The organism is Bradyrhizobium sp. 44, from assembly GCF_023073095.1.
GTDB lineage: Bacteria > Pseudomonadota > Alphaproteobacteria > Rhizobiales > Xanthobacteraceae > Bradyrhizobium.
The window spans coordinates 99,751-122,834 of record NZ_JADPIY010000027.1 but is presented as its reverse complement, the minus strand read 5'-3'; the positions used below and the strand labels follow the sequence as shown (position 1 = coordinate 122,834).

The following is a 23,084-nucleotide window of genomic DNA, read 5'->3' as shown; positions in this document are numbered from 1 at the left end:
ATCTGGAGACCAGCTTGGCATCGTCAGCAATCAGCACGACTGCTGCGCGGAGGCGGGGCTGATGGAAGGATTTCTGCAAGCGCTCGCCGCGGGCCTCCTGATCGGCGCCGTCTACGGCCTGATGTGCGTCGGGCTCGGCCTGATCTTCGGCGTCATGCGCGTCATCAACTTCGCCCATGGCGATTTCATGATGCTCGGCATGTATGCCGCCTTCTATCTCTTCACCACGGCCGGCATCCAGGCGCTGTTCGGTAATACGGTCGGACCGTTCGTCGCGATTATCCTGGCCGGGCCGGTGCTGGCCGTGTTCGGCTATTTCGTCCATCTGGCTCTGATCTCGCGCGTCTCGGGTACGCGTACCGCCTCGCTCGAGGGTGATGGCCATTACGCCCAGCTCATCCTCACGCTCGGCATCGCGCTGATCCTGCAGAACGGCGGCCTCATCGTGTTCGGATCGGTGCTGGCTTCGATCCGCACGCCGCTGTCGAGCTCGGCGTGGGAGTTTATTCCGTTCCTCGACATCAGCATCTTCCTCAACAAGGCGCGCAGCATCGACGCGATCGTTTCGCTGGCGATCATGATGCTGCTGTCGCTGCTGATCACGCGGACCCGGATCGGCAAATCGCTGCGCGCCGCCGCGGACAATCCAACCGCCGCGACCTATATGGGCATCGACGTCGACCGCGCGCATCGCACCGCCTTCGCGCTCGGCTGCGGCATCACCGCGATTGCCGGCGGCCTGCTCGCCACCAACTATCCGTTCCATCCCTTCGTCGGCCTCGAATACGTCATCGTCATGTATGCCGGCGTCGTGCTCGGCGGCATGGGCAGCATCATCGGCGCCTTCTGGGGCGGCATGACGATCGGCCTCGTGCAGCAGATGTCGACGCTGATCCTGCCGACGCAGCTGCAGAACGCCGCGATCTTCGCCGTCTTCCTCCTCATCATCTTCTTCCGCCCGCAAGGCTTCTTCGGGCGCATGGTCGAGAGGACATGACCATGCTCCCGCTGCGATCGTTGCTGCCTCCCCTGCTGTTCACGCTCGCCTATGCCGGGATCTCGCTCGGCGTCAGCAACTCCTATTACCAGCTGATCCTGACGCTGGTGCCCGTATGGGCGGTGTTCGGCCTGTCCTGGAATCTGCTCAGCGGCTACACCGGGCTGATCTCGTTCGGCCACGCGGCCTTCTTCGGGATCGGCGCCTACGCGACCGCGCTCGGGCAGATCTATTTCGACATCTCGCCCTGGCTGCTGATCCCGATCGCCGCCATGCTCGGCGGCATCGCCGGGCTCCTGATCGGCTTTCCGACTTTCCGCCTGCAAGGCCACTACTTCGCGCTCGCGATGCTCGCCTATCCGCTCGCGATTCTCTACGTGTTCGAATGGCTTGGCTTTCAGGAGGTGACGCTCCCGATCAAGCGCGATGCGCCGATCGCCTATATGCAGTTCGCCGATCCCCACATCTACACGCTGCTGGGGCTCGCCATCATGCTGGCGACTATCGTGCTGACGCAAATGATCGAGCGCTCGCGCTTCGGCATGGCGCTGCTCGCGATCAAGCAGAACGAGGCCGCGGCTGAAGCTGCCGGGATCAACACGCTGGCGTGGAAGCTGCGCGCGATCATGCTCAGCGGCGCGATCGCCGCCACCATCGGCGGGTTCTATGCGCAGGTGCTGCTGGTCGTGACCCCGGCATCGGTGTTCGGCATGCTGGTATCGGCTCAGGCGCTCACGGTTGCGATGTTCGGCGGTGTCGGCACGGTCTGGGGCCCGGTCATCGGCTCGGTGATCTTGATCCCGCTTGCCGAGATCCTGCACGCGGAGGCCGGCGCGCGAATCCCCGGCATTCAGGGCGTGATCTTCGGCATTGCCATCGTCTGCGTCATCCTGCTCGCGCCGGAAGGCCTGTTCTGGAAACTGCGCGATCTCCTGCGCAAGCGGAATGCCCCCACGGCGGCGGCCAGCGCCGCCCCGGACACGACCGCGGTCAAGGTCACGGCGCTGAAGCCCGCCGCGCGGCAACGTACAGCGACCGGCGAGGTCGTGCTCGAGGTTCGCAACCTTTCGCGCTCATTCGGCGGCCTCAAGGCCGTGCAGGACGTCAGCTTCAAGCTGCACAAGAACGAGATCCTCGGCATCATCGGCCCGAACGGCGCCGGCAAGACCACGCTGTTCAATCTCCTGAACGGCTTCCTGAAGCCGAGCCAGGGCGAGGTGCTGATCGACGGCCGCAACATGTCGGGCCAGCGGCCGCATGTGATCTGCGAGGCCGGCATCGGCCGCACCTTTCAGGTGATGCGGCCGTTCCTGCGCATGTCGATCCTGGACAATGTCGTGGTCGGCGCCTATGTGCGCGCCCGCACCGACACAGAGGCTCGCAAGCTCGCGGCCGATGCCGTTGCCAGCGTCGGACTCTCCGCCGTGGCCGATCGCGTCGCCGGCGAGCTTTCGACCAAGGAACTGCGGCTGATGGAGCTCGCCCGCGCAATCGCCGGCCAGCCGCGCATCCTGCTGCTCGACGAGACGCTCGCGGGCCTGGGTCACGGCGAGGCGGATGAGGTCGTCGCCGTGATCCAGCAGCTCGCGCGCAACGGCATGACCATCGCCATCATCGAACACACCATGCAGGCGATGGTCCGCCTGGTCGACAGCTTCCTCGTGCTCGACCACGGCGCCGTCATCACCGAGGGCCTGCCCGAGGTGGTGACGCGCGACAGCCGTGTGATCGAGGCCTATCTCGGCAAAAAATGGGCGGGCCATGCTGCGAATTGAGGGATTGAGCGCGGGCTATTCGGCAAAACCGGTCCTGAACGGCGTGTCGATCAACGTCGGCGCAGGTCAGTTCGTCGCGATCGTCGGTCCCAACGGCGCCGGCAAGACCACGCTGTTCAAGACCATCTCGGGCATCGTGAAGCCGAGCGGCGGAGCCATCTGGTTCGACGGCGTCGATCTCCTCGCGGTACCTCCGCCGCAGCGTGCGCATCTCGGCATCGCCCACGTCCCCGAGGGGCGCCAGGTGTTCCCGTCACTCACCGTGATGGAGAATCTGGAGATGGGCGCGATGACCGAAAGCGGCCGGCGCGACTGGCCGGCCAATATCGAACGCATCTTCGAGTGGCTGCCGGTGCTGAAGGAGCGCCGCACCCAGTTCGCCGGTACGATGTCCGGCGGCCAGCAGCAGATGCTCGCGATCGGCCGCGGCCTCGCCTCCTCGCCGAAGCTGCTGATGCTGGATGAGCCCTCGATGGGGCTCGCGCCGTCGACCGCGGATTTCATCTTCGAGCGGCTGATCGATATCCGGCGCCAGTCCGGGCTGACCATGCTGCTGGTCGAGCAGCGCGTCGCGGAGGCGCTGGAGTCAGCCGATCACGGCTATGTCCTCGAAGCCGGCCGCGTCGTGCTCGAAGGCAACAACGACACGCTGCGCGCCGACGACCGCGTGCGAAAAGCCTATCTCGGCATGTGACGAACAAAAACAAAAGACCAGGGAGACGACAAATGAACAAGGCATCGAGAGGCAAGACATCAAGAGGATTGACGCGCCGTACCGTGCTGTCCGGCGCTGCCGCGATCGGCCTCGCCGGCGTCGCACGCGCGCAAACACCGGCCGAAGTCAAGGTCGGGCTGATCGTGCCGCTGTCGGGCATCTACACCCGCCCCGGCCAGGTCATGAAGATGGGCGCCGAGATGGGCATCGAGCACATCAACGCGCAGGGCGGCATCAAGGCGCTCGGCGGCGCCAAGCTGAAGCTGGTCGTGATCGACTGCGGTGACACCACCGAGAAGGCCAAGAACGCGGCACAGCGCATGGTGGCGCAGGAGCCCGACCTCGTCGCCGCCACCGGTTCTTATCTCTCCTCCTTCACCCTCGCCGTGACCGAGGTGACCGAGCGCGCCGAACTGCCGGTGCTGACGCTGTCCTATTCGGACCTGCTGACCGATCGCGGCTTCAAATACATCTTCCAGACCGCGGCAACGGCGAGCCGCCAATCCGAGCTTGGATTGCCGACGTTGATGAAGCTCGCCGAGAATGCGTCGGGCAAGAAGCCGAAGACCGTGGCGATGCTGATGGACAATACCGCGACCTCGGTTGCGACCGCCAAGGCGCTCAAGGAAAAGCTGCTGGCGCAGGAAGGCCTGCAACTCGTCGTCGAGGAGGTCTGGACCCCGCCGCTATCGGATGCGACGCCGCTGATCCAGAAGGTTCGCTCGGCCAAGCCCGACCTGCTGCTATTCATGCCGAACGCGGTCTCCGATGCCAAGCTCGGGCTGGAGAAGATCAGCGAGTTCGGCCTCGGCCAGGGCAAGATCCCAACGGTGTCCTTCAGCATCACCATCGCCGAGCCCGACATGCTCCAGAGCGTGAGCCCGGAGACCGTGCAGGGCATTATGACCATCGTCGCCAATTGGGGCTCGAAAGGCCACGAGGCCCTGATCGCCGAGCTGAAGACCAAATACAAGGAGCCCTGGATGACGCAGAACGTCATCTCGACCTATGGCGACATGTGGTTGATGAAGGAGGCGCTGGAAAAGGCCGGCAAGGCCGACCGCAATTCGGTCGCGCAGGCCTTCCGCACCATGGATGCCGGCCCGTCGCAATATTATCCGGGCGGCCAGCTCAAATTCGACGAGAAGGGCCGCCGCGTCGGCGCCGGCGTCGTCATCGTGCAATGGCAATCGGGCGTGCCTGTCACCGTTTATCCGCCCGAGCTCGCGCAAGCGCAACCGTTCTGGCCGAAGAAATCATAAAGCGCTGCGAGAATTTTTCCGGGGAGGAGAATTGTCATGACTGCAAAGAGCAAGATCACGATCTCGCGGCGAACATTGCTGGCCGGCGCCTCCGGCACGCTGATCGCATCCCGCGCCTGGGCGCAGCAGCCATCCGAGGTGAAGGTCGGCCTGCTGGTACCGATCTCCGGGCTCTACGCCCGCCCGGGAACGGTGATGCGCGAGGGCGCCGAGATGGCGGTCGATCACATCAACGCGCAAGGCGGCATCAAGGCGCTCGGCGGCGCCAAGCTGAAGCTGGTCGTGCTCGATTCCGGCGACACCACGGAGAAGGCCAAGAACGCTGCCCAGCGCATGGTCGCGCAGGAGACCGATCTGGTTGCGGCCAGCGGCGCCTATCTGTCCTCGTTCACGCTTGCGGTGACGGAAGTGACCGAGCGCGCCAGCCTGCCCGTCCTCACCCTCTCCTATTCCGACCTGATCACCGACCGCGGATTCAAATACGTACTCCAGACCGCGGCCACCGCTGGTTCGCAGGCACGGCAGGCGCTGCCCCAGCTCATCAAGCTGGCGGAGACGGCCGCCGGCAAGCGGCCGAAGACGGTCGCGATCCTGACTGACAACACCGGGGCCTCGATCGCCTCCGCAAAGGCGATGCGCGAGGGTTTGCTGGCGGAGAACCAGCTGCAGCTGATCGTTGACGAGACCTTCACACCGCCGCTGGCGGACGCGACCTCGCTGGTGCAGAAGATCCGTTCGGCGAAACCCGACCTGCTGTTCTTCCTGCCGACGGTGATATCGGATGCAAAGCTGCTGCTTGAGAAGATGAACGAGTTCGGCCTCGGCCAGGGCAAGGTACCGACCATCTCGTTCGGCATCGCGATCGCCGAGCCGGACATGCTGCAAACCGTCAGCCCCGAGCTGCTCCAGGGCGTGCTGACCTGCGTCGCGAGCTGGGGCGCCAAGGGCCACGAGGCGCTGATCGCGGAATTGAAGACCCGCTACAAGGAGCCGTGGATGACGCAGAACGCGATCTCCACCTATGGCGACATGTGGGTGATCAAGGATGCGCTGGAGAAGGCGGGCAAGGCCGATCGCGTCGCGGTCGGCGAGGCACTGCGGACCATGGATGGCGGTCCCTCAAAATATTATCCGCTGGGCGAGATCAAGTTCGACGAGAAAGGACGCCGCGTCGGCGCCGGCATGACCATCGTGCAATGGCAGGCCGGCGTACCAGTGACGGTGTTCCCGCCCGAGCTCGCGCTGGCAAAGCCGTTCTGGCCGAAGAGCTGACCCGCCTCAAGACAACGGAGAACAACATGGATAAGGCGACTTACGACCGCGGCCTCGAAATCCGCAAGAGCGTGCTCGGCAACGAGTTCGTGGACAAGGCGATCGCATCCGCGGACGACTTCAATCGCCCGATGCAGGACCTCACCACGGAGTATTGCTGGGGCTACGTCTGGGGCCGCGAAGGCCTGACGCGCAAGACCCGCAGCTTCCTCAATCTAGCAATGCTCTGCGCGCTCAATCGCCCGAATGAATTGAAGACCCATGTCCGTGGCGCGCTCGCCAACGGCGCAACCCGCGAGGAGATCCGCGAGGTCTTCATGCAGGTCGCGATCTATTGCGGCGTGCCGGCCGGCGTGGATGCGTTCCGGAACGCGAAGGACGTCTTCGCCGAACTCGACAAGACATAGCGGAGCGTGGTTGCGATGAAGGGCAAATGGGCACTTGTGACCGGAGCGACGGCAGGCCTTGGGTTGGCCGTCGCGGAAGGCTTGGCTGGTGCCGGCGCCAATATCGTCCTTCACGATCTCGTTGCGCCGAAGCGGGCCGCGGATGATCTCCGCACCCGTTTCGGCGTCGAGGTCGTTACGGCCGGCGTCGATCTCGCGCAACGTCACGCGATCGAGGCCATGATGACCGATTTGCTCGACCGTTGCGGGGCCGTGGACATCCTCGTCAACAACGCGGTGGTCCGGCATTTCTCGGCAATCGAGCAGTTTCCGCCCGATCGCTGGGAGCAGGCGCTGGCCGTCAACCTGTCGGCGCCGTTCCATTTGATCCGCCTGGCGCTGCCGACGATGAAGCAGCGCGGGTGGGGCCGGATCATCAACATGGGCTCGATCTATTCGAGCCGCGCGATCGAGGACCGCGTCGGCTACGTCACCACCAAGACGGCCATCCTGGGCATCACCCGCGCCGTCGCCATTGAGACGGCGCGCAGCGGCATCACCTGCAATACGCTCTGCCCCGGCACGCTGCCGACGCCCGCCATCCTCGACAAGATCGCCACTTTGGCGGCGGATAGCGGCCGTCCGGTCGAGGACATGACGCACGAATATCTCGGCGAACGCCAGCCGACGCAGCGCTTCATCGAGATGAATGCCGTCGCCGCCATGGTCGTCTTTCTCTGCGGACCCGCCGCAAACGACATCACCGGAGCCAACCTGCCGATCGACGGCGGCTGGTCGGTCGCATGAGGGCATCGGAATGGGAGTGCTGCGATGACTGAACAATTGGGCCAGACCGTCGTGCTGACGGGCGCCGCCGGCGGCATGGGACGCGCCATCACCAAGGCGCTGCTGGAAAGCGGCCGTCGAATGGTGCTGGTCGACCGCGATGCAACGGCGCTTGCGGAGCTGGCAGCGACGGCCGGTGACGCGGTGTTTCCGATCCAGCTCGACATCAGCGATGCAAAGGCCGTGGATGGTCTGCCGGATGCCATTCCCGGTCAATTCAAACCGGTCGACGTCCTCATCAACAACGCCGGCCACGATATCGGCGGCCGGACGCGCTTCGATGCCGGCTCCGCGGACGACTGGTCCAATATCATCCAGACCAATCTGATCGGCCTGATGCGCGTCACGCGCGCGATCCTCCCTGGCATGGTCAAGCGCAATTCCGGTCATATCGTCAACATCAGCTCGATCAACGCGGTCCGGATCGTGCCTGACATGGCCGCCTACAGCACCAGCAAGGCGGGCGTGCACATGTTCACCGAGACCCTGCGGGGCGAACTGGCGGAAACCGCGATCCGGGTGACCGAGCTGCAGCCCGGCCTGACCCGGACCAACATCATCTTGACCCGCTACCGCGGCGATCGGCAGAAGGAAAAGGACTATTTCGACCAGTTCAGGATGGCGCTCGATCCGGCCGATATCGCCCGTTCGATCGTCTTCGCGCTCGACCAGCCGGCCCACGTTCAAATTGCCGAAATGATGATTCTGCCTGTAAACCGGTACTGAATTTTCCCGAACAGGACCCGGACATGGAAAGACGTAGCGAATTGCAGTCGACACTCCGGATCGAGGACGTCCCGACCGTCCGGGCGAGGGTGGCGCAGAAGCTGCGTGAGGCGATCATGTCGGGAACATTGAAGCCGGGCCAACGCCTGGTCGAGCGCGAGCTCTGCGAGATGATGGGCGTCAGCCGCCCCTCGATCCGCGAAGCGCTGCGTGCGCTCGAGGCCGACGGGCTCGTCAATATGGTCCCGCACCGCGGCCCCGTGGTGTCCACAATCAGCCTCGAAGAAGCCCGGCAGCTCTACGCGGCGCGCGCCGTCCTCGAAGGCTTCGCCGGCCGCGAATGCGCCAGGCTTCACGACCCCGAGGTGGCCCGCCGAATCGGCGACGCCTTGACGCGCCTGAAGGCGGCCGCGGCCAGCCAGGACCTCATCGGATGCCTCGAAGCCAAGACCGATTTCTACGCGGCGTTGATCGGCGGCTGCCGCAATGCGTTTATCCAGCGCATGCTCAAGCCGCTGCACGACCGCATCCAGCTGCTGCGGATCACGTCGATGTCGCAACCGAAGCGGATCAACAAGAGCCTTCGCGAAGTCACCGCGATCTGGCGTGCGATCCAGAACGGCGATGCCGATCTCGCCGAACGCTGCTGCGTCGACCACATCAACGCGGCCGCGGTGGCCGCGCTCGACATGATCGAAAAATCGTCGGCGGCCAAGGAGGCGGCGCCTTCCGACGACTAGAACAATGCCGCCAAGGGAGTGTTCGATGAAGTTTCTCGTACGATCGCTGATCCTGTTCCTCCTGCTTTGCCCAGGTGACGCGGCGGTCGCGGACGACTACCCGGTTCGCCCCGTCACGATGATCGTGCCGTTCTCGGCCGGTGGCCCGGGCGACGTCATCGCGCGCATCCTAGGCAGCGCCATGAGCGCGACGCTGAAGCAGTCCGTCGTCATCGAGAACGTGGTCGGCGCCGGCGGAACGCTCGGCACCAACCGCGTCGCCAAGGCGGCTCCTGACGGCTACACGCTGCTGCTGATGCATGTCGGCCAGGCCACCGCGCCTTCCCTCTACGCCAAGCTGCCGTTCGACCCCGTCGGCGACTTCGCCCCGATCGGGCTCGTCACCGACGTCCCGATGATCCTGGTGGCGCTGCCGAACTTCCCGGCCAAGGATTTGAGCGAGATGATCGCCCGGATTCGCAGCGAGGGTGACAAGATGACATTCGGCAATGTCGGTCTCGGCTCGGCCTCACAGCTCTGCGGCCTGATGTTCATGAGCACCACCGACACGAAACTCTCGCAGATCTACTACAAGGGCGGCGGACCGGCGCTGAACGACATCATCGCCGGTCATATCGACGTCTATTGCGATCCCGCGACAGGGCCGACGCCGTACATCCAGTCGAAGACGATCAAGGGCTATGCCATCACCAGCAAGGCGCGTGTCGCGACGCTGCCGGATGTGCCGACCTCGACCGAAGCCGGCGTCCCCGAATTCAACGTCACGACCTGGTACGGCCTCTACGCGCCGCGCGGCACGCCAAAGCCCGTGGTCGATCATCTCGTCGGCGCGCTGCAGACGGCGCTGAAGGATCCTGCTTTGGTCAGCCGTTTTGCCGAGCTCAGCATGGCGCCGGTCGAGAGCGAGCGTGCAACTCCAGAAGCGCTCGAGACGTTCCTGAAAACCGAGATCGATAAATGGGGAAGGATCATCAAGGCGGCCGGCATCCATCCGCAGTAGACACCTCGAGGAAGCGACGCAGGTCTTGTCGCCGCAACCCTGTTCGAGTGATCGACATGTTTGTCGATGCGCTCGATTCGGCTGAGATAGGCTTTGAGGAAGCGGAGCCGGCTGCAACGGGTCCGCCGTCGTATCACCCCTCGGTTCTCCTGAAGCTCTACATTTATGGCTATCTGAACCGGGTGCAATCGAGCCGATGGCTCGAACGAGAAGCCGGCCGCAATGTCAAGGCGATGTAGCTGCTGGGTCGGCTCGCTCCCGATCACAAGACGATTGCCTTCCGCAAGGACAGCGGCCTGGCACTCCGCAAGGTATGTGCGCGCTTCGTTGAACTCTGCCGAGAGATGGGTTTACTGGCGAGGGCGAGTGTTGCGATCGACGGCAGCAAGTTCAAAGCCGTGAACAACCGGGACAAGAACTTCACACGAGCGAAGGTGGAACGGCGTCGTGCTCAGTTGGAGGAGAGGGCCGCGCGGTATCAGCCAGCTTGACACGGCTGACCGACACGAGCCGACCGAAGCTCTGGCCGCGAAGGTGACGAGGCTTAATGAGAAGCTCACAAAACTGAAGGACGAAATGGGCAAGCTTGCTACTTACGAAAAGCGGATGCTGGCTTCGGCCGACCAGCAAATCTCCCTGACTGATCCCGACAGCCGCTCGATGGCTACCAGCGGCCGCGGGTCCGGCGTTGTCGGATACAACGTGCAAGTCGCCGTGGATACCGAGCACCATCTGATTGTCACGCATGAGGTAACGAACAGTGGCTCGGATCGGGATCAGCTTGCCAATATGGCCAGGCAGGCGAAGGCTGTTCTAACGACCGAGACGCTCAAGGTCGTTGCCGATCGCGGTTACTTCAGCAGTCCGGAGATCCTCGCGCGCCACGAGGTCGGCATCACGGTAACTGTGCCCAAGCCGCAGACGTCTGGTGCCAAATCCGAGGGGCGCTTCGGCAAGCAGGATTTTGTCCATTTGCCGGAGGAAGACGCATATCGCTGTCCGGCTGGGGAGCAACTGCCGTACCGCCCGTCGAGCTAGTAGCTGGATGCAAAACTCCGCCAGAAGCGCAGCCGACGCGCTCGAGCACACGTTGGCGGCGCATATCTTTCCGCCATTGCTCTGGACCATGGTAGCGGTCACCGTCACACTCGACCGCCCGCCGTCGGCCGTTGGCGCCTTCAACCACCATGTCAATGCGATAACCCAACGAACCTACTTGCGGTCGAACGCTACAGCCGAGCTGGAGCAAGCGTCCCATCACGGCGCGCTCGAAATCCGAGACGCACAAAGCCAATGCATCAGCGCTCGCTTCGACATCGGGCATCGGGTTTTCGAAGTGGGCAGTCAGTCGCGCTTTCAGGTCGTTTGGATTTAGCTCGTCGCGTCGAACGGACCGCATGAGAGCGACCCGGCCGTTGAACCGTTGCTCGAAGCGCAGCATCGTAAGCGCCGTCTTGTTGATTGGATATCGCGAAGTCGGTCTTTCAAGTGCATGGGGTCGATGCAGCCGGCCAGGTGGTCATACGTCGTCAGCTCAATCGCCGTTTGGTGCTGTCCTTCTTTGAGAAGTTGCCGCCGTGCCTCGTGGGGATCGAGGCTTGCGCGTCCTCGCATTATTGGTCGCGCGAGCTGCAGGCGTTGGGGCATACGGTGCGATTGATGCCTCCGGCCTATGTGAAGCCCCTACGTTAAGCGGCAGAAGAACGACAGCACCGACGCAGAGGCTATTTGCGAGGCGGTCACAAGGCCCAACATGCGGTTCGTGCCGACCAAGACCATCGAACAACAGAGCTGTCTGATGCTTCATCGCGTGCGCCATCTCTTCATTCGCCAGCAGACTGCCGTCATCAACTCGATCCGCGCATATCTGGCCGAGTTCGGGATTGTTGCTCCCGTCGGGCGCAGGGGTGTCGAACAGCTGTTAGAAGTCGTCGCCGATCCAGCCGACCGCCGAGTTCCGGAGGTGGCCCGCGCGTGTCTGGCGGCTCTCGGCGGCCAGTTGCGGGCACTGAAGGCTCAAATCCTGGAGTTCGATAGGCGCATTATTGCCTGGCATCGATCAAACGCGACGAGCAAGCGACTGGATGCGATCCCTGGCGTCGGTCCAGCACTGGCAACGGCGCTAGTCGCGAGCGTTGCCGATGCCAAGACCTTCCGATCGGGGCGGGACTTCTCGGCTTGGGTCGGGCTCGTGCCGAAGCAGAACTCGAGTGGGGGCAAGGACAAGCTTGGCCGGATCAGCAAGCAAGGCGATCGCTATTTACGCAGCCTATTCACAGCGGGCGCACTCGCCGTGATCCGCTATGCCAAGATCCATGGCACAAGCCATCGGCCTTGGCTCACTGCGTTGTTGGCACGGCGCCCTACCAAGGTCGCAGCCATCGCACTCGCCAATAAGCTCGCCCGGATGGCATGGGCGATGATGGCCAGGAACGAACCCAACAAGGAACCCGCCGGCCTTACGGCGTGAACGAGATCACAGCCGGTCATCCGGCTGTGACGTAACGGTTGGAAGGGCGAACAGCACCAATGCAGCGCCGGTCGATCCGGCGATCAGGACAACCCACATGGGCCAGGGCATCTTCGAATGCGTGCTTTTGATCGGGACCTGATCCGCGGAGGGCATTATGGCCAGCGGTCATGAGTACCGCACAAGAAGGCCGAACACATGGCTGCTCCGACCAACGCCGCAAGTGAAGGTTCTCCTTGCCAACCCGGAGCCGTCCACACATGGCCCAAAACGGACATGCCGTAATCAGCTCCGCTGCGTCCGCTATCGGCGGTTAAGCTGACATCGGCTTTTCATACGCTGTGGCACGCCCGAAAAGTTTCGCATACCCCTCGGTTCCCACTTGGTCGCGGATTAGTCGTCCGATGCGGACGAACTATCGACGAAGACTGTCGTTTACAGACATCATGTCCGACGCATTCGACTATTTCCGCGCCTACGCCGTCCGAGCTCTCTGCAAGGCGAGATCCATGCCGCGGGGCAAGATGAAGCATCTGCAACTGGTGGCCGGTCGGATCTACAATCTCCTCAAGAAGGAGGCTGCCTACGGCCCCAATGTCCAGCACCTCGAGGACTTTCGCGCAGCCCAGAAGCTCGAGGCCTCTCTCGATCGCCGGCCAAGTGACCGCTCCGGTGGTCGCCTTGCTCCGGCGGCGCCGCAAAGCTCGGACTGGGAGGCTCGCTGAATGGCTTCGCTCGATGCCCGTTCTGTGGCAAGTCTTCTGCGAGAGTACGCGCAGCGCACCGCCTTGCGTGGCGGCAATCCCTACCGTGCAAAAGCCCATTCCCGGGCGGCGGATAGCCTGGCCGCCATTGCCGTTCCCCTCGATGTCCTCGTTGCCGAAGACCGCCTCACCGAGATCCCGGGCGTAGGCGACGCAATCGCCGACATCATCACCAAGCTCCACAGGACGGGTACTCATCCGAGTCTCGAAAAGCTCCGGAAGGAAATTCCCGCGGGTGTGCTTGAGATGCTCGCCGTGCCCGGCCTCCGCCCCGAGAAGGTGCTGCGGCTCTACAAGGACCTCGGCATCACATCGCTGGCGGAATTGGAGGCCGCCGCGAAGGACGATCGCATCAAGAAGGCCAAGGGGCTCGGTGCCCCGCTGCAGACCAAGATCCTGCAGAATCTGGCGATCGCGAAAAGCGGAGAAGGACGCCTCCACCTGCACCGTGCCGCCGCCCTGCTGGCACACGCCAAGGATTCGATCCGTAAATCCCGACCCGAGCTGAAGCGGGTCACGATCGCCGGCGACTTCCGCCGAGGCTGCGAGCTCGTCGGCGATCTCACCATCGTTGCGGAAGCACCGAAGGCCGAAAAGGCACCGAAGCCATCGCCGGGGGACGGACTGCAAATCCGTCTGTCCGACCGAAAGCACTTCGGCGCTGCCCTTCTCTTCGCGACAGGCTCCGCCGCTCATATCGAGCAACTCCAAGCCTTGGCGGCGGAGAAGGGGATGCGATTGGAGGCCGACGGCTTACACAAGGGCCGGACCCTGATTACCCGCCTCTTGTAGTTCTGGGCGCTCGTACAGCGGTTTGGCGGCGAAAAACACGGAAACCGTGCGCTAAACCGCCCCTACCCCCGTTCGCGCCGACCGCTATTTTGGACTTCGATGGTACGGCAGTGGTACATTCCCGTTCCTTGCCTGGGAAAGGAACGGAAGATGTCCTCCGTGCGGCTCGACCTTACGCCCGAGGTCGTCAAGACAGCCCTCAAGCGCGCGCTGGACGGGCAAAAGGGAATCCATGACTTCTGCGACAAGCGGCAGCCGTACCTGGTGCTGCGGGTCCGCGGCCACTCGGCCTCATGGCTGGTCAAGACGCGCGAACGGACGATAAAGATCGGCGACGCCATGCCGGCCGCGACTGCGGGCAAGGTGCCGCAGCGCCGCAAACGGGGCAGCGCCGCAGGCGAACGAATCCTTGGGTTGCGCGGGGCGCGCGAAGCCGCCAAGCGCGAATGGGCCAGGATGGGCAATCCCACGAACGCGGCCGAGCCGCCGGCGGGCTGGACCTGGGCCAGGCTGGCCGATGAATACAAGGCCCACATCGCCGGCATGCGCGAGGATTCCTCCGGCCGCCCGATCTATCCGTCGGCGGAAACCCAGAGCGACGTCCGCCAGATCTTCGGCCGCAAGGAGGTCGAAAAGCACGAGACGCGCCTGCTCGCTTCCCTCGACGAGAACTGGTTCGAAGAGGTGCAGGAAGCGCTGCACGAGGAATACGGCTACGACGCTTACCGCAAGTTCCGCGCCTACGGCCAAGCGGCTCTGAACTGGGCGGCGGCCTTCAGGCGCAAGGAGAGCGGCCTCGCCGGGCGCAAATGGTGGCTGCTCGCCGAGCGGCGCCGGCGGACCAAGGAGGAGATCGAAAAGAAGGTCGTGCGCGACAAGGCGCGGGCGAAGAAAAAGGACGATTTCAAGGTGGAGCATCTCGGCATGCTGCTGGCCGAGCACGAACGCTTTTGCGCCTCGCGCAGCGGCAACGAGCGCATCTCGCCGGGCGTGCGCTGGGGGCTGTGGTGGGACGCCTTGACGGGCCACCGCCGGAGCTCCGGGACGTGGATCGCCCAGGAGGATCTCGACTACTCCGACCCGCGGGGCGAGCCGGGCTGGGGCCTCGCGACATGGCAGCCCGAAGTCATGAAGGCGCAAAATCCCTTCACGCTACCCATTCCGCAGTTCGGGCTGCACATCGCCGGTTGCTGCAAGCGCGATTGGACCCGAGCGGCCGAGCGCGCCGGCATCTGGAATCGGAAGAGCAAGTGGGTGTTCGCCTCGCGCGTGATGCAGTCCGAGGCCGGCGACATCGCCGTCTCTGGATCCGCACTGGCCAATCATCTGCGCAACATGCGCGGCCTGCGCGAGGGCAATCATCGGGATGTGTTGCGCGGAATCCCTCTGTTCTCCATGCACATCATCCGCTCCACGATGGGGGACTACATACTCGACGAGACCGGACTTCCCCCCGGCACCGCATCGTTGATGATCGGCCATGAGATCGCGGGCGACCGCAGGAACGAGCTCGACCGCGTCGGACAGACCGGCAAACGCTGGTACTTTCAGGCACAGCGGATTCCGGAAAAAACCGCGGCGATGGCCTTGTGGAGCGATGCACTGCTCAAGGCGTTCAAGGAAGCAGGCGGCGTCTATCCTGACTAAATCAAATCAATCACGTAGACCTGGACCGTCGCGGAAGGCATTCCGCTCATCGACCGTGCGCCTTAATCAATCCTTCTTTTCCTGGACGCATTGCTCTCGACCCGGTCGAGGCGGAGTTTTTCCAAGGAGCCAGGTGTGCTCCCGTCAGTCCCGGACCTTGCTTGGCCTGATTGCGGTCGCGACACCGGTGCTCGCCCGCGATGACGGACGCTACGCCAATTCGCTGCTGAAGCCATGGTTCGAGAGCTTGCAGAGTGAGTTTGGGCAATGCTGTACGAACGCCGATGGATACATAGTCTTTGACGCCGATTGGGGATCTGACCGTGGCCATTGGCGCGTCCGCATCGAAGGCGAGTGGGTCGTGGTTCCTGAGGTCGCCGTGATAAAGGAGCCGAACCGCGCCGGCCGGACTATGGTATGGAAGCACTATATCGATGGCCATCCGCGCGTTCGCTCCTTTCTGCCCGGCAGCATGATCTGACGCCGGAATTCAATGCAGGCAAGTCGGAGGTGAGGGAATGCCATGATCATATGCAGCGGGCCAGAACCGAACGCTCAAAGTGCGCGGTCATGGGAATTGAATGAGATCAGCACTTCCCGAACAACCGTACGGAATTAGGGGGGCAGGCCCATGATACGACAGGCTCGCGCAATCTTTTCGAGGTGCTCCGGCCTGTAAATTCTAGCAAGCTTGGGAACGAGCGCGGAAACACGGACAGCCGGCCTCGCTTCCGTCAGGCGTGCTCCGATCATCCGGGCGTCCTCGACCCTGCCAGACAAAGCGTGACATGCCGCCAGAATGAATTGAGCGATGAGATAATTGGGCCGGTGCAGCACAGCCGATTTGGCCCAGGATGCCCCCTCCTCGTATCGATCTGTCAGAAAATGCCCACACGCTATTCCGGTTTGCATCAGAAAGAGGAACGGATCCATGGGACTTAAACGCACCCCGGCATGAAATTGCTTGAGCGCCTCCTCGACATTGCCGCGGCGAATGTGATCCCAGCCGATAGTATACCGTGCAACAGCCAAATTCGGATTGAGCTCGTGAGCCTGGAAAACAAGGGTTATGCCCTCGTCGAACTCATACAGTACGGCGGCGATAGCCTGCCCGACCCTCACAAGGACAGTTGGGTCTTCCTTATCGAGTTCAATTGCGCGCCTCGCCAGCCCTCGCGTCTCATCGCGTTCCTGATCCGCATCGACCGTCCAGCCGAAGACCTTTCGTTGCAGGCAGCAATAAGCCCCCAGTGCGTATGCTGCGGCCAATTCGGGATCGATCTCGACGGCAAGGCGGGTCAGTCTGAGGGCTTCAATGTTTTGTTCGCGAGTGAATTGATAGAAGCTTGAGAGTGCACGAAGATAGTAATCGTAGGCCTGAAGATTTTCGGTTGGCTTGCGTTTTGCGCGCTCTATCTCGGCCCGCTCCAATTGAGGAAAGAGTGCGCCAATCACGCTGTTGGTCACTTGGTCCTGCAGATCGAAGATATCGCTGAGTTGGCTGTCGAAGCGGTCCGCCCAAAGATGGGCCCCGGTCGTGGCCTCGATCAACTGTCCGGAAATGCGAACTCGATCGCCGAATTTGCGCACACTGCCTTCGAGCACGTACCGAACGCCTAGCTCGCGCCCGACCTGCCTAATGTCGATAGGCTTGCTCTTATAGCTAAAAGTAGATTGTCGCGCGATGACGAACAGGGATTTGGACCGAGAAAGGCCAGTGATGATGTCCTCGACCATGCCATCGGCGAAATACTCCTGCTCTGGATCCGAGCTCAGGTTGATGAATGGGATAACGGCGAGCGAGGGCTTGTCGGGAAGGGTGAGGGCAGGTTTAGCGGTCTCCCTTTGGAATGCGTTTACTGCCACCGTTAGGGCTCTGTCGGTTTCCTGCACCGTACCGATAAAGCGATAGCCCTTCCTCGGCAGCGTCTTGATCAGACGCTGGCCCTCCCCGGAATCGCCAATTGCGGATCGAGCCGCATTGAGCCGGGTCGTCAGCGCGGCATCGGACACGCACCGCCCCTTCCAAATGGCGGTGATGAGCTCGTCCTTGCTAACCACGCGCTCGCGGTTGCGGATGAGATGGTCGAGCAGGTCAAAGGTCTGTGGCGCCACGGCAACGACGTTTGTGTCGCGGTATAGCTCGCGGCGGCCGCAATCTAGTTCATAATCTTCGAAGAGATAGCGCAAGATGCGAAATCCCTGTAGCCGGTCGCCGGTTGGAGCCGGCAACAAATCGGAAGTAAAGAATAAGCTGGCTGTAAGGAAAATGTAAGCAGCACGTCAAGCGTGTTGGACAAAATCTTGGCAGCTTATCTGGGTGGAAACAAGGCACCCAGGATGCTGCAATGAACACGATTTATCAGACAACGGGCTTGGTCCAGACGACATTAGCGCAGCCGAGCAATGTGGGCCCGTCCAAGAATTGTTGGACGGCCTTTCAGGAATGGCGAAAATGGGATCGGCTGCGGCGCAATCTTTGCAACCTGAGTGATCGGGAGTTGATGGATATCGGGATTACGCATGGCGAGATCGACTACGTGACCTCAAACCGAAATACTGACCCGCGAGGCATACGATCGGCCGAATGATGTCGACGGCCGGCAGCGATGGACGGTCCTCGGGAACTGGTCAACGCGAGCCGCGTCGCGGCCCAGGCACCGACCTCCGGAATGGGTCACGGGGGACTGCGACACGCGGCCGGCTCGATGTCCGCCATGAGTATCGAAGCGGAAGCTGGCCGGCTTGGTATCTCCAGCGCTTCTGGTTCACTAGATTCCGCGCATTTTCCGCAAAGCTTAACATGCCTGAATCCCCAAACTTCATGTTCGACACGGAAACCACCGCGCTTTTGCGCGCGGTCCTCGATGAAGTCTGCGAAAGCGTTTCGCACCGCGAGATCGGAGCGCGGACTCACGTCGCGTCGAAAATCCTGGAGGCCGCCACCAGAGGCGAGGTTTCGGTCGATGGCCTCAGGCAGGTCGGCCGCGACGACCTATCCCACGCACCCACGATGTGGCGCTGATTGATCCGGAGGGAGAGTGTCCAGGTAACTGTCCCCAAGATCCTGGTAAGCCATCCGGGTGGCTTTGCCCTTATGAGGACCTCAAGCGCGACTTGGCCATCCTGGCGACGAGTGGCCTCGAATGGGCGGACCGGACCAAGCGCCTTGCCGCGCGGCTGCCTGATGTCGACATCTTTTCCCACGGCCTGGTCGTACGCAGCAGCGGCGAATGGCAGATCACGGCCAAGGGACGGGCGGCGCTCGAGTTCATTGAAGCTCGCCCCCTGCGCCCGAACCGATCCAGGCGCCTTTGGTCGAGGAGGCTCCGGCTGCGATAGTCGCTGCGACGCAGGTTCCTCCGCTGCGGCAGCCCCCTGACCGTGCAAAGCGGCGGCGCGAACGCCGCGAACGGCTGCGCAAAGCGCGAACGCTCGAGGGCGAACGCCTCCTGAAGTCTCCTACAGAGCCGGCGAGGCGCGAAAAGAGGAGGATGAGAGCCCTATCGCCAGCCGCGACCGCTCCGCCGGCCTTGACCACGCCCAGCACCCCGCATTTGAATGAGGGCCCGTTGCCCGTGGATGTCCTTTCGGTGGAACGACGCTGCTATCGAGGTTACAGGCGATGCCGCCCGCTGCCGTCACATCGCTTTGCCCTCAATGCCGAGGAGCAACGGCCATAAAAAGAGTTTGGCTGCCTGCCTTCCGCAGTGCTCCCCGGTTTCAGCCGTCCAGCACAATCGCAAGGAGGCGCCGGTTCCAAGACACACGCCGGTTCGGGGCCGCGCGCTAGACGGCCCCAGCTTGATCGAATTGCAGATGAAACCAGAATCCACGGATAGCCCCACATCAAAAGAGTTGACGAGGTCAGCTTGTCATAATTCGGACCCCCGAAGCAAAGCCGGTCTTGACCGACGCCACAGGCCGGCCATTCCATTCCATGAAGTAGCTCTTTGCAATGCCGAGCCGGGCCCACCTTCTAAGGCGAAGCAGCCTGGCCGGCAACGGAACTGGCGTCTGAAGCAACGCTTGCCGTTTTGATGAGCGAACCAGCCGCCGCTGGAATTGTGTTTACCGAACGCGACGTTGAATTTCGGAAGTGGCCAGCGAAGGCGTACGTCCCTACTTGGATGAAACCAGGGGAATTGACGGTCAAAGGTTGGAAGATTGGGAACTGACGTGAAGTTCGATAGCGAAGGCGGGGTAAGAACTCCGACCAGTACTCCTCAGCAGTTCCGACCTGGGAACTGTCGTTGAGAACTCCGTCTCCCGAGCAAGATCCCTTGATTGTCGATCGAGATCGCCGACCCACCGGTCAATTGGTTTGCAATCTCAGCTTAAAGAGGGATATGATTTAATTTATTAAATTATGAGCCTGAGGCTCCTCGCCAAAATAAGTCATAGATTAATCCATTCTTGCAAACTACCCCCAACCTCTGCTGGAAAATTGGAGAAGAAACGCAACTATAAATTTTGGATGAGTCTTTCATGCGCAACGCAATTGGGACTGCACCTAAGAACCAAGAACCAATTATTATTGAAGACGAAGTGACGGAGGCTTTCGAAAAAGTCTCTTGGTCCTCTGCCGGTTACTGGGCCAACGAAAGTGGAGAGCCAACCGAAATCACGCCGACACATTGGCGGGCCTTACCCTTATATCTACGTGTCCAGAACCCTGATCTCGACACCAACTTGGATGCGGATCGAACCAGACTTGATTTCTTGGTTGGTCAAGTTTCGACACGCCTCCATCCTGCCGAGCGATGTTCGCGACGACCGCGACGATGGATCTTTCTGGCGATAGCGATAGGTGTAGGGGGCATCGCCCTTGGCGCCCATCCGGACATCCGATCTTCTCCGTACGTTCAACATTCAGCAGCGCGACTATCCGATTGGCGCCTCACTTTCCAGAAGGCTTTAGCAAGCCTATTCCAGCGAGACGGCCGCAAGCCACTGCCCCTTGAAACGCCTCAGCAGAGCACAACGTCGCAAGACTCAATCAGGCGGTCTGCACTTGAGGACGACGGGATCGCGAAATCAAGTACGCACCTCACGATGGCTTCCGACTTCCAACGACAACAGCACGAAATCGCCGCCCTGAAAGAGCAGCTCGATGCCGCCCGCCGCGACGTTAAAGTAATGGCAGCCCAGGCGAGCGAGCCCAAGCAACGCGTCGATCAACTCAACAAGGCAATCGAAGCGGCTCTTGCTCAACTGCAACAGCAACGTCAGGCTGCAGATGCGTTGACAACCGAATTGAATGTTGCTCACCGCAATCTACAGACTAACGTCGAGCAATTAGCCGACTCCAAGAAAAACGCCGAAACAACAGCGTCAGAGCTTCGACGAGAGCAGGGAAAGGCAAAAGCGCTTTCAGCCGAGCTCTCAAATGCACGCAGTGAGTTAGAAGGTATATCAGCGCAAGCACGCAGGGCGAATGAAGAGACAGATTTCCTTAAAAGCGCAAAGGAGTCGATAACGACCGATCTGCAACAGGAGCGCCAAAGAACTGTGGCGCTGACAAATGATGTTGTCGAAAATCTGGGAAAGTACGAGAGAGCCAACTCGGAGGCAACCGAAGCGCAAAATACAATAACGAAGCTTGCCGCCGAGCTTAAGACAGAGCGACAAAAATCTGCTGCGTTAGAAACTCAAATAAATACCGCTCGAAAGGACGCGGCAGCGCAATCTAGGAAAACAGGGGAAGCCCCTTCCGCAAACAATTACTCAGATCGAAAAGCAACGCAAGTTATCGACTCCGAGAATGTCCCTCCAACGACATCCTCATTCCCTTCCAGCGCAGAAGCAGGCGAGGCGACTTCGGCGGGCTCGAAAGCTATCCCAACGCAACCGCGCGCCCCGGCCCAACCAAACGTCAACCCCGAGGCCTCGCGATTGCTAGCACGCGCTAATGGCCTGCTCTTACAAGGCAGCATTACTGAAGCCCGGATTGTTCTTGACCGAGCCGCCGAAATGGGGAGCGCTCAGGCTAGCTTCGTGATCGCGGAAACCTACGACCCGCATATTTTATCAAACTGGAAAACGGTTGGCACTCGGCCAAATGTTGCAGCAGCACGCGAGTTTTACTTGAAGGCGGCCGCTGGCGGCGTCGTGGAGGCGAAGAACCGGTTGGAATCGCTGCGATAGCGACGCACATGCAAGTTTGGCCGCTTGCATGTTTTGCAGATAAATTTCGGGAGATACTAGTGCGTAAGTTTGGTTTTTCAGCATCGCGCGGCACCTGCTTCATGGGAGGCGTTTTGCTGGCAATTGCGGCGCTTTTTCCCAATCGCAGTGAGACACAAACTGCAACAGCCCCTTCGAAACTCAATTCGCCACAGTCATTGAGTGACAGAATGAACACGTGGTCAGTTGGTCTCGCCGGCGGCCAGCTCGAAGGCGCGCCAATAAGGTTTGCAGCGGAAATTGCCCGAGTCGTGGATGACGGACCGAATATGCTTGTGTTGCCGATTGTCACGCGAGGACCCGTAGAAAACCTAAATGCACTCCTAAAACTTCGAGGCGTCGATCTCGCGATTGTAAATTCCGATGCACTTGAAGAATACAAGGCCCAAGTTCCCGATATCGCTAAGCGCGTCGTTTACGTTTTAAACTTATTTCCTTCGGAGCTTCATATCTTTGTCCGACCGGAAATAAAGAGTCTCCAGGATCTCGCGGGCAAGAAAGTCAATTTCAATACGTTCGGAACAGCTGCAGCTTATACCGGGCCCCTCGTGCTCAGTCGGCTCGGCATTGATGTTGAAAAGACTTTCATTCCCCATCCCGTCGCGCTCGAACAGATGCGCAAAGGAGAGCTGGCTGCAGTGGTCTTTATCACGTCCAAACCGATCGACGCATTCGTTCGAGGACGCTGGGATCCCGGCTTTAAATTTCTGCCGGTTCCCTACGATAGCAAGTTCGAAGACTACTACCTACCATCCGCACTAACCGCCGCGGATTATCCCAACCTAATCAAGCAAGACGAAAGCGTCTCTACTATCGCAGTCCCGGCCGTCTTGCTTTCCTTCAATTGGCCCGCCAACTCAAACCGCTATCAACGTGTCTCTCGGTTCGTGGATTACCTCTTCTCCCGGATCGATCGATTGCAGGCACCTGGATTCGATCCAAAATGGAAATCGATCAATCTCGCAGCAAGTGTTCCAGGAATGACTCGATCGCCCTCGGCGCAAATGTGGCTTGATCGACAATCGCGCTCCCAGCGTACACCGCAATGAACACGCGGAACGCATCTTCAGTTCTAATGGTTCTCGTCCTCACGGGCGGAAGCCTGCGTGCAGAGGAAATAGGATTGCAATCCATTGGCAATTGGGTCGTCAGCGAAACCAACTCGCCGCTGGACTACACGCCACTCATTGCCGCAATAAACCGCCCCAGAGATGGAGCGACAGATTCGGCTCAGCTCTTGCTCCGTTGTCGGACTGGACGAACATCGCTCGCTTGGAACCTGTTCAAGCTTTCGGAAAACGACCGAGACTACACAATTTTCTATAGCGTTAACAACTCCGGGCTCTTAGTCGCAGGAAAAGGCACACGGGCCGCCGGCAATGAAGTTTTGCTCCAAGGCGATGCCGAGCGAATTCTTCGGTCGCTTCCCGATGAGGGCGACCTAAACTTTAGGCTCGTAACGCGCTCAGGCTTGGCGGTTGAAAGTACGTTCGCCCTTCATGGGTG

18 protein-coding genes and 4 pseudogenes are annotated in these 23,084 nt (G+C 61.3%); 20 read left to right on the top strand and 2 right to left on the bottom strand.

Annotation, left to right across the window (positions count from 1 at the left end; all coding sequences use genetic code 11):
• The first annotated feature begins 61 nt into the window (after positions 1 to 61).
• The 11 genes and pseudogenes from IVB41_RS25560 to IVB41_RS25510 all read left to right on the top strand — a co-directional run.
• Positions 62 to 997, top strand: coding sequence for a branched-chain amino acid ABC transporter permease (locus IVB41_RS25560; RefSeq protein WP_027568078.1), 936 nt, complete (start codon positions 62 to 64; stop codon positions 995 to 997).
• Positions 994 to 2,772, top strand: a complete 1,779-nt coding sequence (locus IVB41_RS25555) for an ABC transporter permease subunit (RefSeq protein ID WP_035961532.1) — start codon at positions 994 to 996, stop codon at positions 2,770 to 2,772. Before IVB41_RS25560 ends, IVB41_RS25555 begins: the two co-directional genes overlap by 4 nt.
• The gene (locus IVB41_RS25550) at positions 2,759 to 3,466 is read left to right on the top strand and encodes an ABC transporter ATP-binding protein (RefSeq protein WP_027568080.1); all 708 of its coding nucleotides are present in this window, start codon (positions 2,759 to 2,761) and stop codon (positions 3,464 to 3,466) included. The genes IVB41_RS25555 and IVB41_RS25550 overlap by 14 nt, the downstream gene beginning before the upstream one ends.
• A gap of 32 nt (positions 3,467 to 3,498) precedes the next feature.
• Positions 3,499 to 4,749, top strand: coding sequence for an ABC transporter substrate-binding protein (locus IVB41_RS25545; protein ID WP_247436047.1), 1,251 nt, complete (start codon positions 3,499 to 3,501; stop codon positions 4,747 to 4,749).
• Between the two features lie 36 nt (positions 4,750 to 4,785).
• Entirely contained in the window at positions 4,786 to 6,021 is a 1,236-nt protein-coding gene (locus IVB41_RS25540) for an ABC transporter substrate-binding protein (protein ID WP_247436045.1), read from the top strand.
• Positions 6,022 to 6,047: 26 nt separating this feature from the next.
• Complete coding sequence (locus tag IVB41_RS25535) at positions 6,048 to 6,428, top strand: carboxymuconolactone decarboxylase family protein (RefSeq protein WP_027568083.1); 381 nt, start codon at positions 6,048 to 6,050, stop codon at positions 6,426 to 6,428.
• Between the two features lie 15 nt (positions 6,429 to 6,443).
• Complete coding sequence (locus IVB41_RS25530; RefSeq protein WP_247436043.1) at positions 6,444 to 7,214, top strand: SDR family oxidoreductase; 771 nt, start codon at positions 6,444 to 6,446, stop codon at positions 7,212 to 7,214.
• A gap of 24 nt (positions 7,215 to 7,238) precedes the next feature.
• On the top strand, positions 7,239 to 7,979 hold the full coding sequence (locus IVB41_RS25525) for an SDR family oxidoreductase (protein WP_027568085.1): 741 nt from the start codon (positions 7,239 to 7,241) through the stop codon (positions 7,977 to 7,979).
• A 23-nt stretch (positions 7,980 to 8,002) separates the two neighbouring features.
• Positions 8,003 to 8,719, top strand: a complete 717-nt coding sequence (locus tag IVB41_RS25520) for a GntR family transcriptional regulator (protein WP_051462809.1) — start codon at positions 8,003 to 8,005, stop codon at positions 8,717 to 8,719.
• A gap of 25 nt (positions 8,720 to 8,744) precedes the next feature.
• Positions 8,745 to 9,719: a tripartite tricarboxylate transporter substrate-binding protein gene (locus tag IVB41_RS25515; RefSeq protein ID WP_247436041.1), complete on the top strand. Its 975-nt coding sequence runs from the start codon at positions 8,745 to 8,747 to the stop codon at positions 9,717 to 9,719.
• Positions 9,677 to 10,745, top strand: a pseudogene (locus IVB41_RS25510) (IS1182 family transposase); the annotation flags it as partial. The gene IVB41_RS25515 and the pseudogene IVB41_RS25510, both read left to right, overlap by 43 nt.
• A gap of 100 nt (positions 10,746 to 10,845) precedes the next feature.
• On the opposite strand, the pseudogene IVB41_RS25505 reads toward IVB41_RS25510, so the two are convergent.
• Positions 10,846 to 10,977, bottom strand: a pseudogene (locus IVB41_RS25505) (hypothetical protein); the annotation flags it as partial.
• Between the two features lie 203 nt (positions 10,978 to 11,180).
• Between IVB41_RS25505 and IVB41_RS25500 the strand changes: the two are divergent.
• The 5 genes and pseudogenes from IVB41_RS25500 (at position 11,181) to IVB41_RS25480 (ending at position 15,873) form a co-directional block, all read left to right on the top strand.
• Positions 11,181 to 12,189: pseudogene (locus tag IVB41_RS25500) on the top strand (IS110 family transposase).
• Positions 12,190 to 12,635: 446 nt separating this feature from the next.
• Complete coding sequence (locus tag IVB41_RS25495) at positions 12,636 to 12,914, top strand: hypothetical protein (protein WP_027568089.1); 279 nt, start codon at positions 12,636 to 12,638, stop codon at positions 12,912 to 12,914.
• A pseudogene (locus IVB41_RS25490) lies at positions 12,915 to 13,730 on the top strand (helix-hairpin-helix domain-containing protein); the annotation flags it as partial.
• A gap of 165 nt (positions 13,731 to 13,895) precedes the next feature.
• On the top strand, positions 13,896 to 15,392 hold the full coding sequence (locus IVB41_RS25485; RefSeq protein WP_247436039.1) for a hypothetical protein: 1,497 nt from the start codon (positions 13,896 to 13,898) through the stop codon (positions 15,390 to 15,392).
• Positions 15,393 to 15,549: 157 nt separating this feature from the next.
• Entirely contained in the window at positions 15,550 to 15,873 is a 324-nt protein-coding gene (locus IVB41_RS25480; RefSeq protein ID WP_247436037.1) for a hypothetical protein, read from the top strand.
• Positions 15,874 to 16,007: 134 nt separating this feature from the next.
• Here IVB41_RS25480 and IVB41_RS25475 read toward each other — a convergent pair whose 3' ends face one another.
• A complete protein-coding gene (locus IVB41_RS25475) occupies positions 16,008 to 17,582 on the bottom strand; it encodes a winged helix-turn-helix domain-containing protein (protein ID WP_027568126.1) in 1,575 nt (524 codons plus the stop codon).
• 158 nt (positions 17,583 to 17,740) lie between these two features.
• On the opposite strand from IVB41_RS25475, the gene IVB41_RS25470 reads away from it, so the two are divergent.
• From IVB41_RS25470 to IVB41_RS25450, 4 genes are all read left to right on the top strand, one after another.
• Positions 17,741 to 17,983 (top strand): DUF1127 domain-containing protein, encoded by a 243-nt coding sequence (locus tag IVB41_RS25470; protein WP_081747878.1) that lies wholly within the window; start codon positions 17,741 to 17,743, stop codon positions 17,981 to 17,983.
• Positions 17,984 to 18,216: 233 nt separating this feature from the next.
• Positions 18,217 to 18,417, top strand: a complete 201-nt coding sequence (locus IVB41_RS25465; RefSeq protein WP_247436067.1) for a hypothetical protein — start codon at positions 18,217 to 18,219, stop codon at positions 18,415 to 18,417.
• Between the two features lie 1,463 nt (positions 18,418 to 19,880).
• A complete protein-coding gene (locus tag IVB41_RS25455; protein ID WP_155809780.1) occupies positions 19,881 to 21,539 on the top strand; it encodes a hypothetical protein in 1,659 nt (552 codons plus the stop codon).
• 59 nt (positions 21,540 to 21,598) lie between these two features.
• The gene (locus IVB41_RS25450) at positions 21,599 to 22,627 is read left to right on the top strand and encodes a TAXI family TRAP transporter solute-binding subunit (protein WP_247436035.1); all 1,029 of its coding nucleotides are present in this window, start codon (positions 21,599 to 21,601) and stop codon (positions 22,625 to 22,627) included.
• The last annotated feature ends 457 nt before the right edge of the window (positions 22,628 to 23,084 follow it).

What these genes read in the sequence shown, in the direction of transcription:
- IVB41_RS25495 (WP_027568089.1), top strand. Translation starts at nt 12,636, where the DNA reads ATGTCCGACGCATTCGACTATTTCCGCGCCTACGCCGTCCGAGCTCTC.
- IVB41_RS25555 (WP_035961532.1), top strand. Translation starts at nt 994, where the DNA reads ATGACCATGCTCCCGCTGCGATCGTTGCTGCCTCCCCTGCTGTTCACG.
- IVB41_RS25560 (WP_027568078.1), top strand. Translation starts at nt 62, where the DNA reads ATGGAAGGATTTCTGCAAGCGCTCGCCGCGGGCCTCCTGATCGGCGCC.
- IVB41_RS25540 (WP_247436045.1), top strand. Translation starts at nt 4,786, where the DNA reads ATGACTGCAAAGAGCAAGATCACGATCTCGCGGCGAACATTGCTGGCC.
- IVB41_RS25455 (WP_155809780.1), top strand. Translation starts at nt 19,881, where the DNA reads ATGCGCAACGCAATTGGGACTGCACCTAAGAACCAAGAACCAATTATT.
- IVB41_RS25530 (WP_247436043.1), top strand. Translation starts at nt 6,444, where the DNA reads ATGAAGGGCAAATGGGCACTTGTGACCGGAGCGACGGCAGGCCTTGGG.
- IVB41_RS25465 (WP_247436067.1), top strand. Translation starts at nt 18,217, where the DNA reads ATGTTCGACACGGAAACCACCGCGCTTTTGCGCGCGGTCCTCGATGAA.
- IVB41_RS25550 (WP_027568080.1), top strand. Translation starts at nt 2,759, where the DNA reads ATGCTGCGAATTGAGGGATTGAGCGCGGGCTATTCGGCAAAACCGGTC.
- IVB41_RS25545 (WP_247436047.1), top strand. Translation starts at nt 3,499, where the DNA reads ATGAACAAGGCATCGAGAGGCAAGACATCAAGAGGATTGACGCGCCGT.
- IVB41_RS25470 (WP_081747878.1), top strand. Translation starts at nt 17,741, where the DNA reads ATGAACACGATTTATCAGACAACGGGCTTGGTCCAGACGACATTAGCG.
- IVB41_RS25485 (WP_247436039.1), top strand. Translation starts at nt 13,896, where the DNA reads ATGTCCTCCGTGCGGCTCGACCTTACGCCCGAGGTCGTCAAGACAGCC.
- IVB41_RS25525 (WP_027568085.1), top strand. Translation starts at nt 7,239, where the DNA reads ATGACTGAACAATTGGGCCAGACCGTCGTGCTGACGGGCGCCGCCGGC.
- IVB41_RS25515 (WP_247436041.1), top strand. Translation starts at nt 8,745, where the DNA reads ATGAAGTTTCTCGTACGATCGCTGATCCTGTTCCTCCTGCTTTGCCCA.
- IVB41_RS25535 (WP_027568083.1), top strand. Translation starts at nt 6,048, where the DNA reads ATGGATAAGGCGACTTACGACCGCGGCCTCGAAATCCGCAAGAGCGTG.
- IVB41_RS25520 (WP_051462809.1), top strand. Translation starts at nt 8,003, where the DNA reads ATGGAAAGACGTAGCGAATTGCAGTCGACACTCCGGATCGAGGACGTC.